Origin of the sequence: Gordonia sp. SGD-V-85 (assembly GCF_001456905.1) — a bacterium.
Classification (GTDB): Bacteria; Actinomycetota; Actinomycetes; order Mycobacteriales; family Mycobacteriaceae; genus Gordonia; species Gordonia hongkongensis.
Map to the genome: position 1 here is coordinate 1 of NZ_LNQO01000007.1, position 21,775 is coordinate 21,775.

At 68.3% G+C, this 21,775-nt stretch carries 19 protein-coding genes and 1 pseudogene; 8 read left to right on the forward strand and 12 right to left on the reverse strand.

Annotation, left to right across the window (positions count from 1 at the left end; genetic code table 11):
* Window positions 1-241 (forward strand): transposase (locus tag AS181_RS24550; protein ID WP_175404311.1); only part of this gene is annotated, 241 nt, incomplete at its 5' end.
* Window positions 242-397: 156 nt separating this feature from the next.
* Here the strand turns inward: AS181_RS24550 and AS181_RS09890 are convergent.
* Both AS181_RS09890 and AS181_RS09895 read right to left on the reverse strand, forming a co-directional pair.
* Window positions 398-1,531 carry a thiolase family protein gene (locus AS181_RS09890; RefSeq protein ID WP_058251438.1) on the reverse strand — a complete coding sequence of 378 codons (1,134 nt, stop codon included), beginning with the start codon at window positions 1,529-1,531 and terminating at the stop codon, window positions 398-400.
* 161 nt (window positions 1,532-1,692) lie between these two features.
* Window positions 1,693-3,115: pseudogene (locus tag AS181_RS09895) on the reverse strand (MFS transporter).
* Window positions 3,116-3,485: 370 nt separating this feature from the next.
* Between AS181_RS09895 and AS181_RS09900 the strand changes: the two are divergent.
* The gene (locus AS181_RS09900) at window positions 3,486-4,682 is read left to right on the forward strand and encodes an acyl-CoA dehydrogenase family protein (RefSeq protein WP_058251439.1); all 1,197 of its coding nucleotides are present in this window, start codon (window positions 3,486-3,488) and stop codon (window positions 4,680-4,682) included.
* A gap of 55 nt (window positions 4,683-4,737) precedes the next feature.
* Window positions 4,738-5,895 carry an acyl-CoA dehydrogenase family protein gene (locus tag AS181_RS09905; RefSeq protein WP_058251440.1) on the forward strand — a complete coding sequence of 386 codons (1,158 nt, stop codon included), beginning with the start codon at window positions 4,738-4,740 and terminating at the stop codon, window positions 5,893-5,895.
* A gap of 74 nt (window positions 5,896-5,969) precedes the next feature.
* Here AS181_RS09905 and AS181_RS09910 read toward each other — a convergent pair whose 3' ends face one another.
* The gene (locus tag AS181_RS09910; protein WP_058251658.1) at window positions 5,970-6,836 is read right to left on the reverse strand and encodes a type IV toxin-antitoxin system AbiEi family antitoxin domain-containing protein; all 867 of its coding nucleotides are present in this window, start codon (window positions 6,834-6,836) and stop codon (window positions 5,970-5,972) included.
* 200 nt (window positions 6,837-7,036) lie between these two features.
* On the opposite strand from AS181_RS09910, the gene AS181_RS09915 reads away from it, so the two are divergent.
* On the forward strand, window positions 7,037-7,876 hold the full coding sequence (locus AS181_RS09915) for an SGNH/GDSL hydrolase family protein (RefSeq protein WP_388031844.1): 840 nt from the start codon (window positions 7,037-7,039) through the stop codon (window positions 7,874-7,876).
* A 32-nt stretch (window positions 7,877-7,908) separates the two neighbouring features.
* Window positions 7,909-9,735 carry an ABC-F family ATP-binding cassette domain-containing protein gene (locus AS181_RS09920; RefSeq protein WP_058251442.1) on the forward strand — a complete coding sequence of 609 codons (1,827 nt, stop codon included), beginning with the start codon at window positions 7,909-7,911 and terminating at the stop codon, window positions 9,733-9,735.
* A gap of 30 nt (window positions 9,736-9,765) precedes the next feature.
* Here the strand turns inward: AS181_RS09920 and AS181_RS09925 are convergent, their stop codons facing one another.
* The 3 genes from AS181_RS09925 to AS181_RS09935 all read right to left on the reverse strand — a co-directional run bounded on the left by AS181_RS09925 (window position 9,766) and on the right by AS181_RS09935 (window position 12,651).
* Entirely contained in the window at window positions 9,766-10,923 is a 1,158-nt protein-coding gene (locus tag AS181_RS09925; protein ID WP_058251443.1) for a lipase family protein, read from the reverse strand.
* A 17-nt stretch (window positions 10,924-10,940) separates the two neighbouring features.
* Window positions 10,941-11,906, reverse strand: coding sequence for a 4-(cytidine 5'-diphospho)-2-C-methyl-D-erythritol kinase (locus tag AS181_RS09930; RefSeq protein WP_058251444.1), 966 nt, complete (start codon window positions 11,904-11,906; stop codon window positions 10,941-10,943).
* Between the two features lie 76 nt (window positions 11,907-11,982).
* Window positions 11,983-12,651, reverse strand: coding sequence for an HAD family hydrolase (locus AS181_RS09935; protein ID WP_058251445.1), 669 nt, complete (start codon window positions 12,649-12,651; stop codon window positions 11,983-11,985).
* A 141-nt stretch (window positions 12,652-12,792) separates the two neighbouring features.
* Here AS181_RS09935 and AS181_RS09940 point away from each other — a divergent pair, with 141 nt between their 5' ends.
* Window positions 12,793-13,785 (forward strand): LLM class F420-dependent oxidoreductase, encoded by a 993-nt coding sequence (locus AS181_RS09940; protein WP_058251659.1) that lies wholly within the window; start codon window positions 12,793-12,795, stop codon window positions 13,783-13,785.
* Here the strand turns inward: AS181_RS09940 and AS181_RS09945 are convergent.
* The 6 genes from AS181_RS09945 to AS181_RS09970 form a co-directional block, all read right to left on the reverse strand.
* A complete protein-coding gene (locus tag AS181_RS09945) occupies window positions 13,753-14,088 on the reverse strand; it encodes a GNAT family N-acetyltransferase (protein WP_175404312.1) in 336 nt (111 codons plus the stop codon). The two genes, AS181_RS09940 and AS181_RS09945, sit on opposite strands and share 33 nt — an antisense overlap.
* Window positions 13,980-14,366 (reverse strand): GNAT family N-acetyltransferase, encoded by a 387-nt coding sequence (locus AS181_RS25750; protein ID WP_058251447.1) that lies wholly within the window; start codon window positions 14,364-14,366, stop codon window positions 13,980-13,982. Before AS181_RS25750 ends, AS181_RS09945 begins: the two co-directional genes overlap by 109 nt.
* A 130-nt stretch (window positions 14,367-14,496) precedes the next feature.
* Complete coding sequence (gene rsmA, locus AS181_RS09955; protein ID WP_058251448.1) at window positions 14,497-15,423, reverse strand: 16S rRNA (adenine(1518)-N(6)/adenine(1519)-N(6))-dimethyltransferase RsmA; 927 nt, start codon at window positions 15,421-15,423, stop codon at window positions 14,497-14,499.
* Entirely contained in the window at window positions 15,387-16,496 is a 1,110-nt protein-coding gene (locus AS181_RS09960; protein ID WP_231742355.1) for a resuscitation-promoting factor, read from the reverse strand. Before AS181_RS09960 ends, rsmA begins: the two co-directional genes overlap by 37 nt.
* Before the next feature lie 178 nt (window positions 16,497-16,674).
* A complete protein-coding gene (locus AS181_RS09965) occupies window positions 16,675-17,592 on the reverse strand; it encodes a TatD family hydrolase (protein WP_058251661.1) in 918 nt (305 codons plus the stop codon).
* A 53-nt stretch (window positions 17,593-17,645) separates the two neighbouring features.
* Window positions 17,646-18,479, reverse strand: coding sequence for a PhzF family phenazine biosynthesis protein (locus AS181_RS09970; protein WP_058251449.1), 834 nt, complete (start codon window positions 18,477-18,479; stop codon window positions 17,646-17,648).
* Between the two features lie 181 nt (window positions 18,480-18,660).
* Between AS181_RS09970 and AS181_RS09975 the strand changes: the two genes are divergently transcribed.
* Entirely contained in the window at window positions 18,661-19,383 is a 723-nt protein-coding gene (locus tag AS181_RS09975) for an HAD family hydrolase (protein ID WP_058251450.1), read from the forward strand.
* Window positions 19,380-21,737, forward strand: coding sequence for a glycoside hydrolase family 65 protein (locus tag AS181_RS09980; protein WP_058251451.1), 2,358 nt, complete (start codon window positions 19,380-19,382; stop codon window positions 21,735-21,737). Before AS181_RS09975 ends, AS181_RS09980 begins: the two co-directional genes overlap by 4 nt.
* The last annotated feature ends 38 nt before the right edge of the window (window positions 21,738-21,775 follow it).

Sequence of the window (21,775 nt, forward strand, 5' to 3'; positions counted from 1 at the left end):
CCAGCGCGAACACCGACAACACTTCTCTGACAAGACTATTGCCGACACCTACCGCCAGCATCGACCCATGGTCGAACGGACGATTGCCTGGCTCACCCGCGGTAACCGGCGGGTGCCCTACCGTGGAATCGAACGCAACAACAACTGGCTGCACCACCGCGCCGCCGCGATCAACCTACGCCGCCTGATCACCCTCGGACTGACTATCACCAACGGCACCTGGACACTGGCCACCGCCTGAACCGCGGCACCGCCGCCCCACCTAGATCGATCACCACGACCACACCCCGGAACCGACACATCCCCGCAGCAGGAACCTCAACCCAGGCTGGACCCTAATTCAGCAGGCTCTTAGGGCAGGGAGCAGGAGGGCCAGCGGTGCTGCGCTTTTTTCGGATCAGAGCAGTTCAAGGATGGTGGTGTTGGCCATGCCACCGGCCTCGCACATCGACTGCAGTCCGTACCGGATGCCGTTGTCGCGCATGTGGTGTACGAGCCGCGTCATGAGGATGGCGCCCGAACCGCCGAGCGGGTGGCCGACGGCGATCGCACCGCCGAGCGGGTTGAGACGCTCGATGTCGGCACCGGTCTCGGCCTGCCAGGCCAGCGGGACGGGGGCGAACGCCTCGTTGATCTCGAAGGCCCCGATGTCGTCGATCGACAGCCCGGATCGCTTGAGCGCCTTGGCCGTGGCCGGGATCGGCCCGGTCAGCATGATCACCGGGTCATCGGCTGCGACGACCGCGGTGTGGATGCGGGCGATCGGCGTGAGACCGTGCGACTTCGCGGTCTCGCCGGACATGATCAGCAGGGCACCCGACCCGTCGGAGATCTGCGAGGAGTTGCCGGCGTGGATCACGCCGTCCTCGCTGAAGGCCGGCTTGAGCTTGGCGAGCGATTCGAGCGTCCCACCGCGGCGGATGCCCTCGTCCCCCTCGAGTACCCCCGGAATCGGCGCCAATTGGGCGTCGAACGCACCGCGGTCGGCCGCCTGCGCAGCAAGTTCGTGCGAGCGCAGCGAGTACTCGTCGAGGCGGGTGCGGTCCAATCCCCATTTCGCGGCGACCATCTCGGCGCCGATCCCCTGGCTGAACTTGTCGACGCCGTAACGGTCGAGGACCGTGGGCGGCTGATGCTCGCCATTCGGTGCGGCGCTGCCCATCGGGACACGACTCATCGACTCGACCCCGCCGGCTATCACGACATCCTGCTGGCCGGACACCACCGCCGCGGCCGCCATGCTGACCGCCTGCTGGCTGGACCCGCAGGCGCGCGTCACAGTGGTTCCGGGGACACTCTCGGGCCAGCCGGCGGCGAGCACGGCCGTCCGCGCGACATTGCCCGCCTGCTCGGCGGCTTGGCTGACACATCCCCAGACGACGTCGTCGACGACGGCCGGATCGATGCCGGTCCGCTCGACGAGCGCCTCCAGTACATGGGCGGACAGGTCGGCGGGATGGATACCGGACAGGGCGCCGCGGCGGCGGCCGATGGGCGCGCGGACCGCGTCGACGATCACTGCATCACGCATGGGGACTCCTCGATGTCAGGGCAAGGGATGAAGTTGTGTCCGACGTGCACCACGCCGGCGGACGCCGATCGCCCGCTGTGACGAGCCGACCACCGGGGCGCTTGGCAGACAAGTCGATTCACACTCACAGTCGATGAGGCCCTACCTATGGGACGCGCAAGTCACGAGGTGGCGCCTTCGACGGCCGGCGCGTGCGGACGCAACCGAGCACGATCGCGCTCGGGATCGGCGAAGACCAGCGCGAGCACCGCGCACACCGCGGCGACGATTCCGAGCACCTGGAACGCGGTGGCGTAACCCTCGGCCGGCGTGGCGGCCGCGTCGACGATGACACCCGTCGCGTACGGCGCGACGAGACCGCCGATCGCCATGATCGCCAGGAAGACACCCAGCGTTCCGGCGGTCTGCCGGGGCGGGCAGATCTCGGCGACGGCCGCGTTGAACAACGGGAACACCGTGGCCGCGAAGCCATAACCGATCGACAGGATCGCGACCGCGACGATCGGTGTGCCGACCGAGGGCAGCAGGAACAGCAGGACACCGGAGACGAGAACCCCGACCGACGGCACGACGATGCGCAGCATCCGCGAGGTCGCCCCTTTCGAGATCATCCGATCACTCGTGATCGAACTCAGCACCATCAGGACCAGGCCGACGATCGAGGGGAACGCGAACATCGACCCGGACTGCAGGCGGCTGTACCCCAGCCCCTCTTCGAAGTACGACGGCAACCACGTGAGCACGACACTGACCAGCGCATAAACGCTCATCACGACGAGCGCGCCGGTGACGAACGTGCGTGAGCGGAAGATCGAGATCCACGGCGTCGCGGGTTCGGCGCCGGCACTCGCGGTCGGCGCGTCCTTCGACGTCTTCCCACTCGCGATGTACGGGCCGTTGCGCCAGGTCGACAGCCAGACGACACACCAGACGAGGCCACCGGCGGCAAGGGAGATCAGTGCCCAGCGCCACCCGAAGCTCACTGTGATCACGGCGAGCAGCGGAGCGATCGCGATCTTCGAGATCGACGCGGCACCGGCGAGGAGGGCACCGGGCAGGGCGCGCCGGGCCGGCGGACGCCAGGAGTAGGCCGCCGTGTGCAGGAGCGCCGAACTCGGACCTTCGGCGAGACCGAGGAACAGCCGACTGAGGACGAGGACCGCGAACGACGCCACGACCACCATGGGGAGCATCGCCGCGGCCCAGCACAGGGCCAGGAGGACCAGCGACCAGCGCAGGGTCATCCAGCGGTTGAGCAGTCCCGCGAAGAAGCCGCCGATCGTGAACGTGAGGAAGAACAGGCTGCCGACGAGACCGATCTGCGAGGAGCTCAGACCCAGCTCCTCGCGAGGGTTGCGCGATGATGCCCAGCACCGCCTTGTCGGCGTAGTTGATCACGTAGAGGCTGACCAGCAGAGCCGTGAGACCCCAGGCGCCGGCGCGTGATTCGCCGCGCGGGCCGAGACCTCGCGGCGTCTGGGCCGCTTCGAAGTCGACGGTGTGGGCGGGACCATCGGGTCCCGTGCGCGCCGCTGACCCGGGCTTGTCGCCGGCTCCTGATCCGGAGGCGGTGGAGACCGTCATGGCATTACCTCTTCCAGACGAGTGATCTGGGTTGCGATGCGCTCCGTCAGTGTTATGGCTCATATCCGTTCCGATTCAAACCAGGGTCGAACCCCTCTGACAACGTTCGCTCGGCGAACGACCTGACTGTCGCTGCCTATGTGTTGAGGACACGGAGTTGCGAGCGGGGTCATCGGCGATGGCTATCGGACCGATAGGCGCCGGTGGCGCAGCCGAGTGCCATTGGCTCGCGCTATCGCTCCCTTAGTTCACCGCGACTACTTCGCCGGGCCGCCGCCGGGCATGCTGTGAGACGGGCGCGTGCCGGTCGCGCACCAACGTCCGCCCGACGGTGCGAGCGCACCCCGACCGACTTCGGAGACCAGCCACCATGACCCGCCTCGCGCAGACCCTGGGCCTCACCGAGATCCAGACGGAGATCCTGGCCAACGTCCGCTCGTTCGTCGACAAGCAGATCATCCCCACCGCACAGGAACTCGAGCACGCCGACGAGTATCCGCAGGCCATCGTCGACGGCATGGCCGAGATGGGCCTGTTCGGCCTGATGATCCCCGAGGAGTACGGCGGACTCGGCGAGTCCCTGCTGACCTACGCGTTGTGCGTCGAAGAACTGGCACGTGGATGGATGAGCGTGTCGGGCGTGATCAACACCCATTTCATCGTGGCGTACATGATCCGCCAGCACGGGACCGACGAGCAGAAACAGCGCTTCCTCCCCCGCATGGCGACGGGCGAGATGCGCGGCGCGTTCTCGATGTCCGAACCGGAACTGGGGTCCGACGTCGCGGCGATCAAGACCAGCGCGAAGCGGGACGGAGACGTCGGATACGTCATCAACGGTCAGAAGATGTGGCTGACCAACGGCGGGTCGTCGACTCTCGTTGCCGCCCTTGTCCGTACCGAGGAGGGCAACGAGAAGCCGCACAAGAACCTCACGACATTCCTGGTGGAGAAGCCGGCCGGCTTCGGCGAGGTACTCCCCGGCCTGACCATCCCGCGCAAGCTGGACAAGATGGGCTACAAGGGCATCGACACCACCGAACTGATCTTCGACGGTTACCGCGCGCCCGCCACCGACATCCTCGGGGGCGAACCGGGCCGCGGCTTCGCGCACATGATGGACGGCGTCGAGGTCGGGCGCGTCAACGTGTCGGCCCGCGCCTGCGGAATCGCCCAGCGCGCCTTCGAACTCGCGGTGAAGTACGCGCAGCAGCGGTCCACCTTCGGCAAACCCATCGCCGAACACCAGGCCGTTGCGTTCTCGCTGGCCGAGATGGCGACGAAGGTCGAGGCGGCACACCTGATGATGGTCAATGCGGCACGACTGAAAGACTCCGGCGAGCGCAACGACGTCGCCGCCGGGATGGCCAAGTACCTGTGCAGTGAGTACTGCGCCGAGGTCACCCAGGCCAGCTTCCGCATCCACGGCGGTTACGGCTACTCGAAGGAATTCGAGATCGAGCGCCTCATGCGCGACGCGCCCTTCCTGCTGATCGGCGAGGGCACCAGCGAGATCCAGAAACAGATCATCTCCAAGGGGCTCCTACGCGAATATCAGGAGCGATGACCACTTGAGGTGAATGTCGTCAGACCCGTCCGCCCACAACAGTTTCGAGGGACCAATGCAGCGTCGCATCTTCACCGAGGACCATGAGTCCTTCCGCAAGACCATCCGTGACTTCATCGCCAAAGAGGTCGCGCCGGTGTACCACGATTGGGAGAAGCAGGGCCATCCGCCGCGTGAGTTCTACAACAGGCTGGGCGAACTCGGCGTCCTGGGCATCGAGGCACCCGAGGAGTTCGGGGGCGGTGGCGTCTCGGACTTCACCTATTCGATGGTGATCGCGGAGGAGACTTCGGCGGCCGGTGTCACCTTCGGCAGTTACTCGGTGCACTCGAACCTGATCCTCCCCTACCTCGTCGAGTACGCCACCGACGAGCAGAAGCAGCGGTGGTTGCCCGGATTCTGTTCCGGCGAACTCATGTTCGCGATCGCCATGACCGAACCCGGCACCGGGTCGGACCTCGCCAACATCTCGACCACCGCCAAGCTGTCCGAGGACGGGTCGCACTACGTGCTCGACGGCGCGAAAACGTTCATCACCGGCGGCGCCTTGGCCGACCGCATCCTGGTCGTCGCCCGGACCGCACCGTTCGACGAGTCGAATCGTCGTGCGGGCCTGTCGATCCTGGTGGTCGACACCTCGTCGGAGGGTTTCGCCGTCGGACGCAGGATCGAGAAGATCGGCCTCAAGGCATCCGACACCGCCGAGCTCTCGTTCAGCTCGGTCAAGGTGCCGGTCGAGGACCGGCTCGGCGAGGAGGGTGCCGGCTTCTCGTACCTGGCGCACAATCTCGCGCAGGAACGACTCACCATCGCCATCGGGGCGTCGGCCACCGCCGCCGCGGCCGTCCAGCACGCGATCGCCTACACCAAGGAGCGCGACGTCTTCGGCAAACCCGTTGCGGCGTTCCAGAACACCAAGTTCGTCCTCGCCGAGTGCTCCGCCGAGGTCGAGGCCATCCGGCAGTTCGTCGACCGCGCACTCGAACTCCACAACGAGGGTGAGCTCACCGTCCCCGATGCTGCTCGCGCGAAACTGTTCGCCACCGAGACCGCCGGCAAGGTCATCGACAAGTGCCTGCAGTTGCACGGCGGGTACGGCTATGTCCTGGAGTACCCCATCGCCCGGCTCTACGCCGACACACGCGTCACGCGGATCTACGGCGGCACCAGCGAGGTCATGAAGACGATCATCGCCAAGGATCTCGGCCTGTAGGTGGTCCAGAGCTCTTCCAAAGTGCGGGATTCGTAACGGTTTCCAGTACGAATCCCGCACTCTGCGGAGGGTGATCAGACGGTCGCTCGTCGCACCTGCGACGCGACGTATCCCGGGCGTTCCACGAGATCCGCCCAGGTGAAGTTCAACACCGTCCAGCCCAGGGCGATGAGGGTGTTGCGGCGGGCGCGGTCGTGCTGGAACGCCTCGGCGTCCCGGTGATGAGCCATGCCGTCGATCTCGACCGCCACCTTCCTCCCGACGAAGGCGAAGTCGATTTCGTAACCGGACACCGGGTGGTTGGCGACCCAACCCGCTATGTCGTGCTCGGCGAACAGTTTCACGGTCAGCCGTTCGGCAGCCGAACGGGCACCAGAACCGACGAGCACGAGCATCTTCGCCATCTCGGTTGCACCACGGCAGCGGCGTCGCCGCTGGTAGGTCTCGAGGAGAGCGTCAACCGTGACCTTCTTGTTCTGAAGTGCCCGGTCGAGTACGTCCATCTTTCCTTCAACGGCGCCTTCGAGGACGGACAACGGCACCGCGGTCACCGTGAGTCCCTTCTCGACCACGACGTCGGCCGCGTCGAGGGATCTCCGGATGACCACCGTCCCCTTCTCCGGCGAACCGTGCCAGCTTCGGGGAGCGGTGACGGTAGTCGTCGTCGGCCGCTTGGTCACGAGGTCGTGCCACCACGCCGCCGCGAGTCCGCTGAGAACGGCGTCCGCGGAGACCTGCAGGGTCGCCAGTCGGGTCCGGGTCCTTGCGGTCACCGGATGATCGGCCAGGCGATAGACGCCGGAACTCGCACGAACCCACTCACCGGACTTCACCCGCCGGGCCACCGAGGCACGACTGAGACCGTGCTCGCGGGCCTGCGCCGCGGTGATCACGCCGTCGCGCGTGAGGATGAAGGTCCGCAACGCAGGTGCAGTAGCCATGTGGTTGTAGACGCACCCGGGATCGCGCCGGTTCCACTTCCCGCAGAGTGCGGGATTCGTGCCGGTTTCCAATACGGATCCCGCACTCTGTCGTCGGACCCGAGGTCGTGCCTTAAGATTCCCTGAGCAAACTCGGTGGGCAGTGGAAGCGGTGTTCGGTGGTAGGCAGGTTTCGGGGCGGGGTCCAGATCTTGGCGACGGTGCTGGTCACCGCTTTCGTGGTGTCGATGATGGCGGCGGTGGTTGCGCCCGCGCAGGCGGCCCCGACGCGCTACACCGGCGGTACCTACGTCGCTCTCGGTGATTCGCGTGCGTCCGGCAGCTTCTACACCCCGACGCCCGCCTACTTCGGCGGATGCAAGCGGTCGGCGTTCAACTACCCCACCCTCGTCGCCGCCGCGACCCTGCCGCGACGCTTCATCGACGCCTCGTGTGCGGGCGCGCAGTCGGCACATCTGTACCGGGCCCCGCAGCACACCAGCGGTGGCACGAAACCCATTCAGCTGCACCTGGTTCCGCGCGACGCCCAGCTGATCACCGTGAGCATCGGCGGCAACGACATGCGGTGGGGCGCGATCTTCGGCCAGTGCCGGACCCCGGCGTTCACCGACCGGCGCTGCCGCCACAACCGTGCCCTCGAGAACGAGGTCCGGTGGCGGATCGAACTCATGGAGAACCGCGTCACCCCCGCTCTGCGCGCGATCCGGAACAAGGCGCCGCACGCCCAGATCATCGTCGTCGGTCTGGGCGGCTTCATCGGGTTCACCGGGTGCTGGCCGCTGGTCCCGCTGAGTGACCCCGACGCCCGGTGGATGCGCGAGGTCTTCAACCGCGCCAACGGCGCGCTCTGGCGGGCGTCGACCAAGGTCGGCGGCACCTTCATCGACGCCAACCGAGGATCGGCGGGACACGATGCCTGCAACCTCATCAACCCCTGGTACGAGAGCGCGCTGTCGAATCGGATCGCGCTGCCCTTCCACGTCAACCAGGCCGGCGCCGTCGCGTTCGCGGCCATGATCAACGGGGCCATCCGCCGTTAGGCCGAGACCGGTCACCCACTAGCGTTTGTCGGGTGGCTCATCTACTCGGCGCGGAAACCCTAGGCCTCGAATACCCGACCACCAAGGTCTTCGAGTCGGTGTCCCTCGGGGTCAACGAGGGCGACCGGATCGGCATCGTGGGCCGAAACGGCGACGGTAAGTCGAGTCTGCTGGCGATGCTCGCCGGACGGATGCAACCCGATTCCGGTCGCGTCACCGTCCGCGGCGGCGTCCGCATCGGCGTGCTGGACCAGGTCGACGTCTTCGACGACGACGAGACCGTCGGGCACGCCGTCGTCGGCGACCGTCCCGAACACGAATGGGCGGGTGACGCGAAGGTCCGCGACGTCATTGGCGGGTTGCTCGGCGACGTCGAATGGACAGCGCCCACCAGTTCGTTGTCGGGTGGTCAGCGCCGCCGCGTGTCGCTGGCACGCCTCCTCGCGGGCGAGCATGACGTCCTCGCGCTCGACGAGCCGACCAACCACCTCGACGTCGAGGCCATCACCTGGCTCGCCGACCACCTGAAGCGACGCTGGCCGGCCAACGCCGGCGGACTGCTGGTGGTCACCCACGACCGGTGGTTCCTCGACGAGGTGTGCACGGTCACCTGGGAGGTCCACGACCGCATCGTCGAACCCTTCGAGGGTGGCTACGCGGCGTACATCCTGCAGCGGGTGGAACGGGACCGGCAGGCCGCCGCCATCGAGGCACGACGACAGAATCTCGCCCGCAAGGAACTGGCCTGGCTCCGCCGCGGCGCGCCGGCCCGGACGTCGAAGCCGAAGTTCCGCATCGACGCGGCCAATGCCCTCATCGCCGATGTCCCACCGGTCCGCGACACGGTCGCCCTGCAGTCACTGGCCACCGCTCGTCTGGGCAAGGACGTCGTCGACCTGCTCGACGTGTCGGTCTCCTACGGTGACCGCAACGTCCTCGACGGCGTCGAGTGGCGGCTGGCGCCCGGTGAGCGCACCGGCATCCTCGGGGTCAACGGCGCGGGCAAGTCGACGCTGCTCGGCCTCATCGCCGGAACCGTGGAACCGACCGGCGGCCGGGTCAAACGCGGCAAGACGGTCAAGGTCGCCACCCTGACCCAACGCCTCGACGACCTCGACCGGTACCTCGACGACCCGGTGCGGGTGGTCATCGCGCAGTTGCAGACCACGTACACCTTCGGTTCCGGATCGAAGGCACAGGAGCTGTCGCCGTCACAGCTGCTCGAACGGCTCGGCTTCGACGGCGCGCAACTCTCGACCCCGGTCCGCGACCTCTCGGGCGGGCAGAAGCGGCGGCTGCAGTTGCTGCTCATCCTGCTCGACGCGCCGAACGTGCTGATCCTCGACGAGCCGACCAACGACCTCGACACCGACATGCTCGCCGCGCTCGAGGACCTGCTGGACTCGTGGCCCGGCACGCTGATCGTCGTCTCGCACGACCGGTACTTCCTCGAGCGGGTCACCGATCAGCAGTTCGCCGTCCTCGACGGCGGGCTCCGCCACCTCCCCGGCGGCGTCGACGAGTTCTTGAGACTCCGCTCGGCACAGGCGAAGACGTCGGGTTCCGGATCGACATCGGGCGGATCCGGTACGAGCGCCACAGCTTCGGGGAACGGCGGCGCGTCGGGCTCGTCCCTCAGCGGCGCCGAGCTGCGCGCGGCCAACAAGGAGCTCGCCTCGCTCGAGCGTCGGATCGACAAGCTGCACAGCAAGATCGATGCTGCCCGGACCGCGCTGGCCGACCATGATCAGTCCGACTACCAAGGCCTTGCCGCGGAGACCGAGAGCATCCGCAGCATGGAATCCGAACTCGAGGAACTCGAGGAACGCTGGATGGAACTCGGCGAGAGCGTCGAGTGATCGACTCCGCGAGAACCGGTCGGCCCGATTTCAACGGCCGAACGACTCCCGGATCGCGGCCAGCACGTCCGGCAGCGACTCGTCGACGACGCCGCTGTGATCGGCTCGCGCGTAGGTCTTGAGGTCCACATCCGTGCCGGCGTCGCGCATCGCGGACCGCAGCGAACGACTCAGCGGGTACGGCAGCACGGGATCGAGAAGACCATGTGCGAGCGTGACTTTCACCGGGTAGCCGGAGACGGGCACCTCGGCGTACTCCCGCAGGGCGTCCCGGAAGTCCTGCTCCGCGGTGAACGACGACGCCACGAGTGAGCCCGGCGGCACCGACCGCAACGCGTCCACGAGATCCCCGTTGCACCGGGCACGCGCGCGGTCGAGGAAACGCTTGCCGTCCGACGTCAGGGAATCGGCGACGCGGAGTTCCGGGTTCGCGTGGTCGAGACCGGCGAGGGTGAACAGGAACGGCGCACTCAGCACATTGAGCGCGCCGAGGCCGGGCACGCGGGGACCGAACAGACCGAACAGGTTCTCCAACGACGAGACCGGGGCGATCGCGACGATGCCGGCGACCGGCAGATCCGGTGCGAATTCCGCGGCGAGACGGCCCGCGTGCAGCGCAGCGTGGCCGCCCTGCGAGTGCCCGGTCGACACCCAGCGTGATCCGAGCGAGGCGTCGACCGACCGCGCCGCGCGGATCATGTCGATCACCGAGTGAGCCGCCGCGCGACCGCCGAGGTATTCGGTCTCCCCCGCCGACCCGAGCCCCGCGTAATCGGTTGCCGTGACCGCGAAACCGGCGTCGAGCGCCGCGCGCACCGGGGCCTCGACGCCGTCGCCCAGCCGGTGCAGGGTTGGCGCGCACTCGTCGGCCAGGCCAACCGTTCCGTGGGCCCAGGACACCACGGGCCAGCCACCGGCGGGCGGCGTACCCTTCGGCACCCAGTACACGCCGCTCGACATCGCCGGGCGGCCGTTCTGATCGCGCGTCGCATAGGTCAGGCGGGTGCCCGAGCCGGCCGCCGACGGGAGTTCGCCGTCGGGGACGTCGGAGGTGGTGAAGACGAAACCGTCGGCGGGTGCGGCGGCCGTCGACGGGCCGGCCGTGACGATGCAGAGCGCGAGCAGTAGAGCGACGACGGCGCTGACCGCGCGCAGCGGGGCGACGACTGCGGCGGGTCTGCGGGACATCAGGCAACCGTAGGCGATCAGTGGCGGACGTCGGCTCCGAGGACGCGCGTACCGGCGGCGGGACCGCTGGCGGTGCGGACCGACCGGGCGACGCCGGCGCCGGACAGTTCGGCGGCGACGTTCACCGCGCCGGTCTCGTCGGCGCACAGGAAGGCGCATGTCGGACCGGAGCCGGACACGATGCCGCCCAGTGCTCCGGCGTCGATTCCGGCACGCAGGGTCCGGCGGAGGGTGGGTTGCAGCGAGAGCGCCGCCGGTTGTAGGTCGTTGTGCAGCAGGGGCGCCACCGCATGCGGGTCACCGGACGCCAGGGCCTGCATGAGTTCGTCCGGGCGGCGGAGGAGGTCCCGCTCGTCGTCGGTGGCGCATTCTCCGGAACGGCTGTCGCGCAGCCGATCCAGTTCGCGGTACACCGCGGGCGTGGACAGTCCGTCGCGTGCGAGCGCGAGCACCCAGTGGAAGTCACCGCGGGAGAGGACCTGCATCAGCCGCTCGCCGCGTCCGGTACCCAGGGCGGTGTTGCCGTGCAACGCGAACGGGACGTCGCTGCCCAGGTCCGCCGCGATCGCGGCGAGGTCGTCGCGGCCGATGTCGAGCTTCCACAGGGCGGCGAGTGCGACCAGCGCCCCGGCGGCATCCGCGCTGCCACCGGCCATGCCCCCGGCCACCGGGATCGTCTTGTCGATGTCGATCGCGACCTTGCCGGGACGGTCCGCCCACTCGGCCAATGCCAGCGCGGCCCGGACCGCCAGATTGGACTCGTCCGTCGGGACCGACCCGGCGCCTTCGCCACGAACCGTGATGCTCATCTCGTTGGCCCGGGCGACCCGGATGTCGTCGTGCAGGGACAGCGCCTGGAAGACGGTCACGAGGTCGTGGTAGCCGTCCTCGCGGCGCGGACCGACCCCGAGGTGCAGATTGACCTTCGACGGAGCCCGCGCGGTGACGGAGTCCGACACCACCGACAGCGACGTTCGCGACACAATGATCCAGCCTAGCGCCCCGGCGTCGGCCCCGCGCCCACCGATGCGGTCGGTCCGGCGCTCCAGCCGCCGTCGATCAGGGGCGCCAGCCGCGGTCGACGAGTTGTCCGACGTGCTCGACGACCAGCACCGCGCCCGCGTCGCGCAACTCACCCTCCGCGAATCCACCGGACCGCACCGCCACGCACTCCGCCGGCAGGCGATGCGCCGACGCCACGTCCCACACGGTGTCGCCGACGACGACGGCCTTACCGCCGCCGGCCTCGTCCAGGGCGACCGACAGGATGTCGGGCGCCGGTTTGGACGAATCGGCGTCGTCCGAGGTGGTCACCGCGGCGAAGTCGTTCCGCGACAATCCCATCGACTCGAGGGCGGCGTCGGTGAACTCCGACTTGCCCGACGACGCGAGCGCCACCCGGTAGCCGGCGTCCAGCAGTCCCCGCACCAGATCGGCCGCGCCGGGCAGGGGCCGCACGTCGGGCAGCAGGTCGCGATAGGCGTCCTCCCACTCGTCGCGCAAGGTGTCGCCGAGCGATTCCTCCACGTCGTCGCCGAGCAGCTCGCCGACGAGCCGGTCGCCACCCATGCCGATCGCCCGGTGCACCTGCCACCACTGCGGGATCAGGTCGTGAGCAGCGAAGGCCCGCATCCACGCCAATGCGTGGAGGTAGGTGGAGTCGACGAGCGTACCGTCGACATCGAGCAGCACGGTGTCGATCGACCCATCCGCTTTCCGGTCTGGCATCTGCGCCTCGTTTCCGGGGTCGAGAACTGCGCCCCGTCGTCGAACGTCCGTCGTCCGGGCACCACCGTCTCGAGCGTCCCGGGTTTCGGACCCATGACTCATGGCTACACCGAAGCGACCCATCTCGCAGAGGAGACCTCCATGGCAACACGTTTCGGCTACACCCTGATGACCGAGCAGGCAGGCCCGAAAGAGCTGGTGCGGTACGCCGTCGGCGCCGAAGACGCCGGCTTCGACTTCGAGGTGTCGAGCGACCACTACTTTCCGTGGCTCTCGGCCCAGGGACACGCCCCGTACGCGTGGACGGTCCTGGGAGCCGTGGCCCACGCGACCGAGCGGGTCGACCTGATGACCTACGTGACGTGCCCGACGATCCGCTACCACCCGGCGATCATCGCGCAGAAGGCTGCGACGCTGCAGATCCTCGCCGACGGTCGCTTCACTCTCGGCCTCGGCTCGGGCGAGAACCTCAACGAGCACGTCGTCGGCGAGGGCTGGCCCTCGGTCGCCGACCGCCAGGACATGCTCGCCGAGGCGATCGAGATCATCCGCAAACTGCACACCGGTGAGCTCGTCGACTTCCGCGGCGAGTTCTTCCAGGTCGACGCCGCCCGGATCTGGGATCTGCCCGACCAGCCCGTCCCGATCGGCGTCGCAGTGGCGGGCAACGCGGGTATCGAGACGTTCGGGCCACTGGCCGACCACCTGATCGCCGTCGAACCCGACGCCGACTTCATCAAGGCGTGGAACGAACATTCGTCGACCCCGACCGTCGACGGGCAGCGGTCCCGCGCGATCGGGCAGATCCCCATCAGCTGGGATCCCGACCGCGACAAGGCGATCGAGCGCGCCCACGATCAGTTCCGGTGGTTCGCCGGCGGGTGGGATGTCAACGCCGACCTGCGCACCACCGCGGGCTTCGCCGCAGCGACGCAGTTCGTCACGCCGGACGACGTCGCGGGCAACATCCCCTGCGGCCCGGACCTCGACCAGATCGTCGAGGCGGTGAAACCCTTCTGGGAGGCGGGATTCACCGACATCGCGCTGGTGCAGATCGGGGGCGACACCCAGGACGCGTTCCTGCGCGACGCCGCTCCCGAGCTACTGGAGAAACTTCGCGCCGCGTCGAACTGAGTCCGATTGCTCGAGGTTCCAGGACTGCGGGGTGCGGTCCTCGCCCGCCCGCAGCACGGCGGTGTGCACATCGCCGACGTGGCGACCCGACGGGAGCTGATCGATCTCGTCCTCGGGGCGTCGGCCGGTGTAGCGGAAGCCGGCCGACGCCGCCAGCCGCGCCGAGGCCCCGTTGTCGACCAGCGCCCGCCAATTCACGCGATCGAACCCGGCTCCGCCGTCGGCGGGGTCGGCGAAGGCGTGGTCGAGGACCGCGGCGAGCGCCTCGGAGAGGTAGCGATGGCCCGATGCGACGGCGCACACCAATAGCCCAGTGACGCAACGCCTTTCTCGACGGTTCGCAGTCCGATGGTGCCGACGAGTTCACCGCCGGGGATCTCGATCGTCCACACCGACGACCCGGCGGCCGGGGCGATGTCGCGGACGAAATGTTCGGCGTGCGCACGCGTATACGGGACCGGGACCAGTGTGAAGCGCTGGATGTCCGGGTCCTGGCAGGCGCGGAAGATCGGTTCGATGTCACGGTCGGCGGGTGCGCGCAGCCGTAGCCTCGGCGTCGTCAGAGTCTGTGGTGGAGCCATGTCGGACCTCGTCGTCGATGCTGCGGATGCACAACACGGTACGAGCCTCTCCCCGCCGACGGCGAGTGGTTTTGCGTCCGGCCCCCACGACGAGCCGCGGTCTCCCGCGATCAGCGACCCGGCGTCGAGATCAAGTCGTGCGCGCGAGGCGGACGAAGTCGTCGACGTCGAGCTTCTCGCCCCGCACACCCGGATCGATACCGGCCTCACGGAGCCGGCGTTCGGCCTCGGCCGCCGAACCGGCCCAGCCGGCCAGCGCTGATCGCATCGTCTTGCGTCGCTGGGCGAATGCGGCGTCGATCGCGGCGAACACCTGTTGCCGCACAACGGGATCGGTCGAGTGGTCGGCGGTTCGTTCGATGCGGACGAGACCCGACTCCACCTTGGGTTCGGGCCAGAAGACGTTGCGTCCCACCGCACCGGCCCGGCTCACACGGCCGTGGTAGCGCGCCTTGACGCTCGGCACCCCGTAGGTGCGGCTGCCCGGGCCGGCGGCGAGGCGGTCAGCGACCTCGGCCTGCACCATGACGAGGGCGGTGGTGATCTCCGGGAAGAGTCCGAGCAGGTGCAACAGGACCGGCACCGACACGTTGTACGGCAGGTTCGCGACCAGAGCGGTGGGGACCACCGGCAGGTCGTCGCGCGTCACCTGTAGCGCGTCGGCGAGGATGACCTCGAAATTGCCCTGCCGACTCGGGGCATACTCCGCGATCGTCGCCGGAAGACGTTCTGCGAGCACCGGATCGATCTCGATGGCGACGACCCTGCCCGCCGCCCCGAGGAGGGCGAGGGTCAGTGAGCCCAAGCCCGGACCGACCTCGAGGACGGTGTCGTCGGGCCCGACCCCCGATGCCGCGACGATCCTTCGCACGGTGTTCGCGTCGTGGACGAAGTTCTGTCCGAGAGTCTTGGTCGGCCGGACGCCGACCTCCGTCGCGAGCTCCCTGATCTGTGCCGGCCCGAGGAGACGCGGAGCCTCGTCGGGCGCGCCGTCGGGTGAACCCGGTGTCGAGTCGCTGATCAGCGCAGGCCCAGCTTGGACGAGCAGGACGGCCATGCGCCCCAGCCCTGGACCGCCTGGGTCTTCTTCGCGATGGCGATCTGTTCTTCGCGGGTCGCGAGGTCGGCGCGCGGCGCGTACTCGAGTCCGCCCCAGCGTTCCCAGGTGTTCTGGTCGAACTGGACGCCGCCGTAGAAGCCGTTGCCGGTGTTGATCGCCCAGTTGCCGGTCGCCTCGCACGCGGCGAGCGCGTCCCACACCGACCCCGGCGGCACGAACGGCGCACCCGGCTTGGTGCCGATGCGAACGGTGGCCGCGACGGGCTCGCTGAGCACCTCGCTGGTCAGCTTGTCGCGCTTGACGACCCGGCCGTTCACGGTGGTCACCTTGTAGGTGACACGCGCCTCGCCGGGCGTGCCCTTCTTCTCGACGACCTTGCGGTCGCGGACGAGGGTCGGGTCCTCTTTCTTGACCTCCGGCGGGGCGACCGGTTCGGTGAGCGTGACGTCCTCGGTCTTGATCCGGGTGACGACGATCTTGAGGTTCGGGGTGATCTTGGTGTCGGCGGCCGGGGTGACCTTGTCTTCGGCGCCCAGCGGGGTGCCGAGCGACTCGAGCAGATCCTTGACGGTGTGCGCGGCGACGGTCGGGCGCTTGCGGGCCGGTCCGTCGACGAGGTTCACCGGCTTGGGCAGCGCGACCTCGATCTGACCGCCGTCGACCGGCAGTTCCTCGCCGAATGCGGTCTCCTCCGCGGCGTGGGTCAGTCCGCGTTCGGCCATCAACTGGTCCACGGTCGAGGCGTTGGTGACGATGGTCTCGCGCTTGCCCTCGATGTCGAGGGTGAGTTCCTTGAGCTTGTTGACCTTGATGGTCTGGCCGTCGCCGAAGCCCGAGTCGGGTGCCGGGCTCACCTTGTCACCGTCGGCGGGCGCCAGCCCCTCCGACTCGAGGAGACTCTCGACGGACATCGCCATGGTGGACACGTGCCGGATGTCGCCGTCCACGTCGATCGCGACGTTCTTGTGCATGCTGACGCCCATGACCCCGCCGGCCGCGACGGTGGCGCACACGGCGCCGACGGCGACGCGGACACGCAACGACTTCGAGCCGTTGATCTTGGCGAACACCGAATTGGACGATGTCGGAGCGGACGGCTCCGGGTTCGACAGTCCGGGGTTTTGCAGCTCTGGGTTGGGCAGAGAAGACAAGGGCACGACATCCTGATAGGCAACACTGGCACCACGCCAACCGAGTGGATCAGCACGTCGGCCAGCTGGATCACAGTACGATAACGAACCGGCCAGATTATGGCAAAGGGATGCCGTACACGCGCCGCGCGTTCGCCCCGAGGATGCGAGCCATGTCCTCGTCCGCCACGCCACGCACGGTCGCGAGGGCCCGGGCTGTGTACGGCAGACAATAGGACTGATTGGGCTGGCCACGGTAGGGATGCGGGGTCAGAAACGGCGCGTCGGTCTCGACGAGGATCTGGTCGTCGGGGACCAGCTCGGCCGCGACCCGGAGCTCATCGGCGTTGGCGAAGCTCACAGTGCCGGCGAAACTGAGCATGAACCCACGCTCGACACATTCGCGTGCAACATTTCGGTCACCGGAGAAGCAGTGCATGATCACGGATCCCGGGGCGCCCTCCGCGGCCAAGACGTCGAGTAGATCCCGGTCGGCCTCGCGGTTGTGGATCATCAGCGGCTTGCCGACCCGCTTCGCGAGGTCGATGTGCCAGCGGAACGTCTCGTGCTGCACCTCGGGCGACGCACAGTCGTCGGACTTCCCGGGCCAGTAATAGTCGAGCCCGGTCTCGCCCACCGCGACGACTCGCGGGTGACGCACCATTTGCTCGAGCTCGGCGGCGGTCTCGTCGTTCAGATCGCCGGCATGCATCGGGTGCAGGGCCACCGCCGCGTAGACGCGATCGTCCCACTCCGCGGCGGCGACCGCCCACCGTGCATCGACCATGTCGTCGGCGACGGTGACCACATGGCCGACGCCGACGCCCTGCGCGTGGTCGCAGATCGCGCGGACCGTCTCGGCGTCGCGTCCGCCGCATGCAGCGAGGTGGGTGTGCGCGTCGACGAGGCCGGGCAGCGGCGCCGGGTCCGGTGGCGGTTCGCGTCGACGTCGCTTCTTGCCGGCCTTGTTGCTCAGGGTCTCGCCGCCACCGCTCTCGGCATCACCCAGCGCCGAGTTCTCCGGGGCGTCGCTCATGGCACCCACCTTGGCACAGCGCGCCGACACCATCCGGTGCGGTCGCGACATCGCTAGAGCGTCACCGCCCCCTCGATCACCGTCGTCGTGTCGCCGCCGATCCAGATGTGCCCGCCGTCGTCGTGGACGTGGATGCGGCCGGCCCGACCGAGCGCCGCACCTTGCGCGGCGACGTAGGACGCCGGCGCCTGCCCGGTGGCCCGCAACCACATGGCGATGCCGGCGTTGAGACTGCCCGTCACCGGGTCCTCGGGGACCCCGATGCCCGGCACGAACGCGCGCACCTCGCCAAAGACCTCTCCGTCCCCCGAGCCGTACCGCCCGAACAACCCGACCTTGTGATCGCCGAGGGCAGGGATGTCCGGGGTCACCTCGAGCACCCGCTCGCCCGATTCGAGTTGCAACACCATCCATTCCGGCCCGTTGTCGACCCACTCGGCCGCGCGGACCTCGGCCGTGTCGACCCGTAGCGCCGCGGCGACCTCGGTGACGACGGCGGCGTCGACGGGTCCAGACCGCCGCAACGGCGGCGCCGCGAAGGCCAGCCGTGCACCAGAGCGCCGCAGTCGCACCAGGCCGACGCCGCACTCCTGCACGATGTCCTCCCCCGCAGGCCGGCCGCCCGTCGTCAGCCAGGCATGTGCCGAGCCGAGGGTGGGATGCCCGGCGAACGGCAACTCGCCGTCCGGGGTGAAGATGCGCAGACGGTAATCGGCGGCAGGGTCGGTCGGCGGCAGCACGAAGGTCGTCTCCGACAGGTTCGTCCAGCGCGCGAACGCGGCCATCCGGTCGTCGGGGATGTCGGTGGCATCGAGCACCACGGCAACCGGGTTACCACCGGTCCCGGTAGCGGAGAACACATCGATCTGAGCGAATCGTCGAGTCATCGGACCATCGTCTCACCTCCAGTTGTCGCCCGGTCAAAGCCTTTTCGGGCGCGCAGGCGTCGCCGGCGGAACCGCTGTCCGGGACGACGCGTGCGATCGCGCGACCGCGGCCGGCAGAAAACGCCCGGGGTGGCCACGCAAATCGCGCCGGAGTCGCCCGGGACGGGTAGCGTGGCGAAGCGTGTTGGGATTGCCAGATTCGATCACCGTCGCACTGTTCGACCTCGACGGGGTTCTCACCGAGACCGCGGTGCTGCACCGCAAGGCGTGGAAGAAGGCGTTCGACGCCTTTCTCGCCGCCCGTGCGGGCGGCGCAGACCACGCCGACTTCGTCGAGTTCACCGATCAGGACTATCTGGACTACGTCGACGGACGTCCCCGTGAGGACGGCGTCCGGGCCTTCCTCGCCTCTCGCGGAATCGACGATGTCGACGCGCAGACCGTGACCGCGATCGGAGACGGGAAGAACGACATGTTCCTGGTCAGCCTGGCCGAGGACGGTGGGCAGGCCTATCCGGGGTCCGTGCGATATCTCGAGGCGGCGCGCGACGCCGGTCTCCGGATCGCCGTGGTGACCTCCTCGAAGAACGGAGCAGCAGTGCTGGATGCGGCAGACCTGTCGAAATTCGTCGAGGTCCGGGTGGACGGACTCGACATCGTGTCGAAAGGGCTGAAGGGCAAACCCGCACCCGACTCGTTTCTCCTGGGCGCCGAACTGATGGGCGTCGAGCCCGCCGCGGCGGTCGTCTTCGAAGACGCCATCTCCGGCATCGCGGCCGGCAGCGCGGGAGCCTTCGGCTACGTCGTCGGCATCGACCGGGTCGGTGGCGGCCAGGCCGAGGCGATGCGTGCCGCCGGCGCCGACATCGTCGTTAACGACCTCGTCGAATTGCTCCCCGCATGACCGCCGAGCACGGCCACGACTTCGGCTTCGAGATCCATCCGTGGCAGCTGAAGTGGCGCGGCGGCGTCGATCTGGACATGCTGGGCCGAACCGAGACGCTCTTCGCACTGTCCAACGGGCACATCGGTTTACGCGGGTCCTTCGAAGAGGGTGAGCCGGTCGATCATCCCGGCACGTACCTCAACGGCTTCTACGAGCTGCGCGGCCTGCCCTATGCCGAGAGCGGTTACGGATATCCCGAATCCGGACAGACCGTCGTCAACGTGACCGACGGCAAGATCATCCGGCTGCTGGTCGAGGACGAGCCGATGGACCTTCGGTACGGGCGTACCGAGGAGCACGAGCGGACGCTGGACTTCCGGACCGGCACCCTGCGTCGTCACACGGTGTGGACCTCACCCACCGGCCGGAAGGTCCGCATCAAGTCCGAACGCCTCGTGTCCTTCACCAAACGCACGATCGCCGCGATCCGGTACGAGGTCGAGCCGGTCGACGAGGACATGAAACTCGTTCTGCAGTCCGATCTCCTGGCCAACGAGCCGGTTCCGGCACCGGGCAACGACCCGCGTCTGGCGGCGGCGCTCGACGCCCCGCTGGTCTCCGACCTCGCCACCTGCCGCAACTACTGGGGCATGCTGGTCCACCACACCAAGAAGTCCGGCCTGCACATGGCGGCCGGCATGGACCACGAGATCTATTTCCCCGACAAGGCCGACACCTTCATCCGCGCCGACGGCGACCTGGCCCGGCTCACCATCGCGGCCAACGTGCCGAAGGGCAAGAGTCTCACCCTCACCAAGTACATGGGGTACGGCTGGTCGGCCCGACGCTCGGTGCCGGCGCTGCGCGCCCAGGTCGACGCGGCCCTCGCGATGGCGATGGAGACCGGTTGGGATTCGCTCAAGGCCGACCAGGTCCGGTACCTCGAGGACTTCTGGCGCGACGCCGACGTCGAACTCGACGGCGATCCCGAACTGCAGCAGGCGGTTCGCTTCGCGTTGTTCCATGTCCTGCAGGCCGGCGCGCGCGGTCAGTCCCGCGCGATCCCGGCCAAGGGTCTCACCGGCCCCGGCTACGACGGTCACACCTTCTGGGACACCGAGAGTTTCATCCTCCCGATGCTCACCTACACCGTGCCCGCCGCCGCCGGCGAGGAATTGCGATGGCGCCACTCCACCATGGACAAGGCGAAGTCCCGGGCCGCCGAACTGGGGCAACGCGGGGCCATGTTCCCGTGGCGCTCGATCAACGGCGACGAGTGTTCGGGGTACTGGCCCGCGGGCACGGCGGGCGTCCACGTCTCCGCCGACATCGCCAACGCCACCGCACGCTACCTGCGGGCCACCAACGACGAGCAGTTCGAAACCGAATGCGGCGTCGAACTTCTCGTCGAGACCGCCCGACTGTTCGCCGGTCTCGGGCACCACGATGTGAACGGCAAGTTCCGCATCGACGGGGTCACCGGTCCCGACGAGTACACCGCCGTCGTGAACAACAACACCTTCACCAACCTGGCGGCGCAACAGAATCTCCGCGACGCCGTGGCGGCGGTGCATCGCCGTCCGGATCTCGCCGAGCAGTTCGGGGTCACGACCGCCGAGGCGGCGCACTGGGAAGCGTGCGCCGACGACATGACGATCCCCTTCGACGATGCGCTCGGCGTGCACCAGCAGTGTGAGTCGTTCACGTTGTTGGGCGCCTGGGACTTCGAGTCCTCGGTGGGACGCTATCCGCTGCTGTTGAACTACCCGTACTACGACCTCTACCGCAAGCAGGTGGTCAAGCAGGCCGACCTGGTCTTCGCGACCTACCTGTTCGGCGACGCCTTCACGCCCGAGCAGAAGCTGCGCAACTTCGACTACTACTACCCGCTGACCGTTCGTGACTCGTCGCTGTCGGCCTGCTGCGAGGCGGTCACCGCCGCCGAGGTCGGTTACCCCGATCTCGCCTACGACCTGCTCGCCGAGTCCGTGTTCACCGACCTGCACGACCTGCACAACAACGTCAGCAGTGGCCTGCACATCGCGGCTCTCGCCGGTGCCTGGACCGACTGCGTGGCGGGTTTCGGCGGTATGCGCGACTTCGGCGGGAACATCACGTTCGCACCGCGGCTCCCGAAGCGGTTGACCTACATGTCCTTCCGCATGATCATCCGGGACTCGAAGATCGTGGTGGCCGTCGACAAGGACAATGCGACGTACCGGTTGTTGTCGGGTCCGCCGATCGACCTGGCGCACCACGGCGAGAAGTTCACACTCGAGTCCGCGCCGATGACCATGCACATTCCGGAGCTGGAATACCGCGAACCGCCGAAGGCCCCGCCGGGGTGCGAACCGTATCGCCGGGAGATCTAGCTCTCAGCGCTTGACCTTCTCACTGTGTCAAGCGCTCA